General features: G+C 51.3%; 1 rRNA gene. It reads left to right on the top strand.

What is annotated here, in order from left to right:
• A 23S ribosomal RNA gene (locus tag AC3WJW_RS29970) occupies positions 1-982 on the top strand; the annotation flags it as partial.

Raw genomic sequence — 982 nt, 5'->3', positions numbered from 1 at the left:
GGTGACTGCGTACCTTTTGTATAATGGGTCAGCGACTTATTTTCAGTGGCGAGCTTAACCGAATAGGGGAGGCGTAGCGAAAGCGAGTCTTAATAGGGCGTCTAGTCGCTGGGAATAGACCCGAAACCGGGCGATCTATCCATGGGCAGGTTGAAGGTTAGGTAACACTGACTGGAGGACCGAACCGACTACCGTTGAAAAGTTAGCGGATGACCTGTGGATCGGAGTGAAAGGCTAATCAAGCTCGGAGATAGCTGGTTCTCCTCGAAAGCTATTTAGGTAGCGCCTCATGTATCACTGTAGGGGGTAGAGCACTGTTTCGGCTAGGGGGTCATCCCGACTTACCAAACCGATGCAAACTCCGAATACCTACAAGTGCCGAGCATGGGAGACACACGGCGGGTGCTAACGTCCGTCGTGAAAAGGGAAACAACCCAGACCGTCAGCTAAGGTCCCAAAGTTATGGTTAAGTGGGAAACGATGTGGGAAGGCTTAGACAGCTAGGAGGTTGGCTTAGAAGCAGCCACCCTTTAAAGAAAGCGTAATAGCTCACTAGTCGAGTCGGCCTGCGCGGAAGATGTAACGGGGCTCAAACCATACACCGAAGCTACGGGTATCATCTTCGGATGATGCGGTAGAGGAGCGTTCTGTAAGCCTGTGAAGGTGAGTTGAGAAGCTTGCTGGAGGTATCAGAAGTGCGAATGCTGACATGAGTAACGACAATGGGTGTGAAAAACACCCACGCCGAAAGACCAAGGTTTCCTGCGCAACGTTAATCGACGCAGGGTTAGTCGGTCCCTAAGGCGAGGCTGAAAAGCGTAGTCGATGGAAAACAGGTTAATATTCCTGTACTTCTGGTTATTGCGATGGAGGGACGGAGAAGGCTAGGCCAGCTTGGCGTTGGTTGTCCAAGTTTAAGGTGGTAGGCTGAGATCTTAGGTAAATCCGGGATCTTAAGGCCGAGAGCTGATGACGAGTTACC

The organism is Pseudomonas sp. GW821-FHT07G06, from assembly GCF_058986625.1.
The sequence above is the reverse complement of the archived record's forward strand: the minus strand, read 5'-3'. Positions and strand labels throughout refer to the sequence as shown.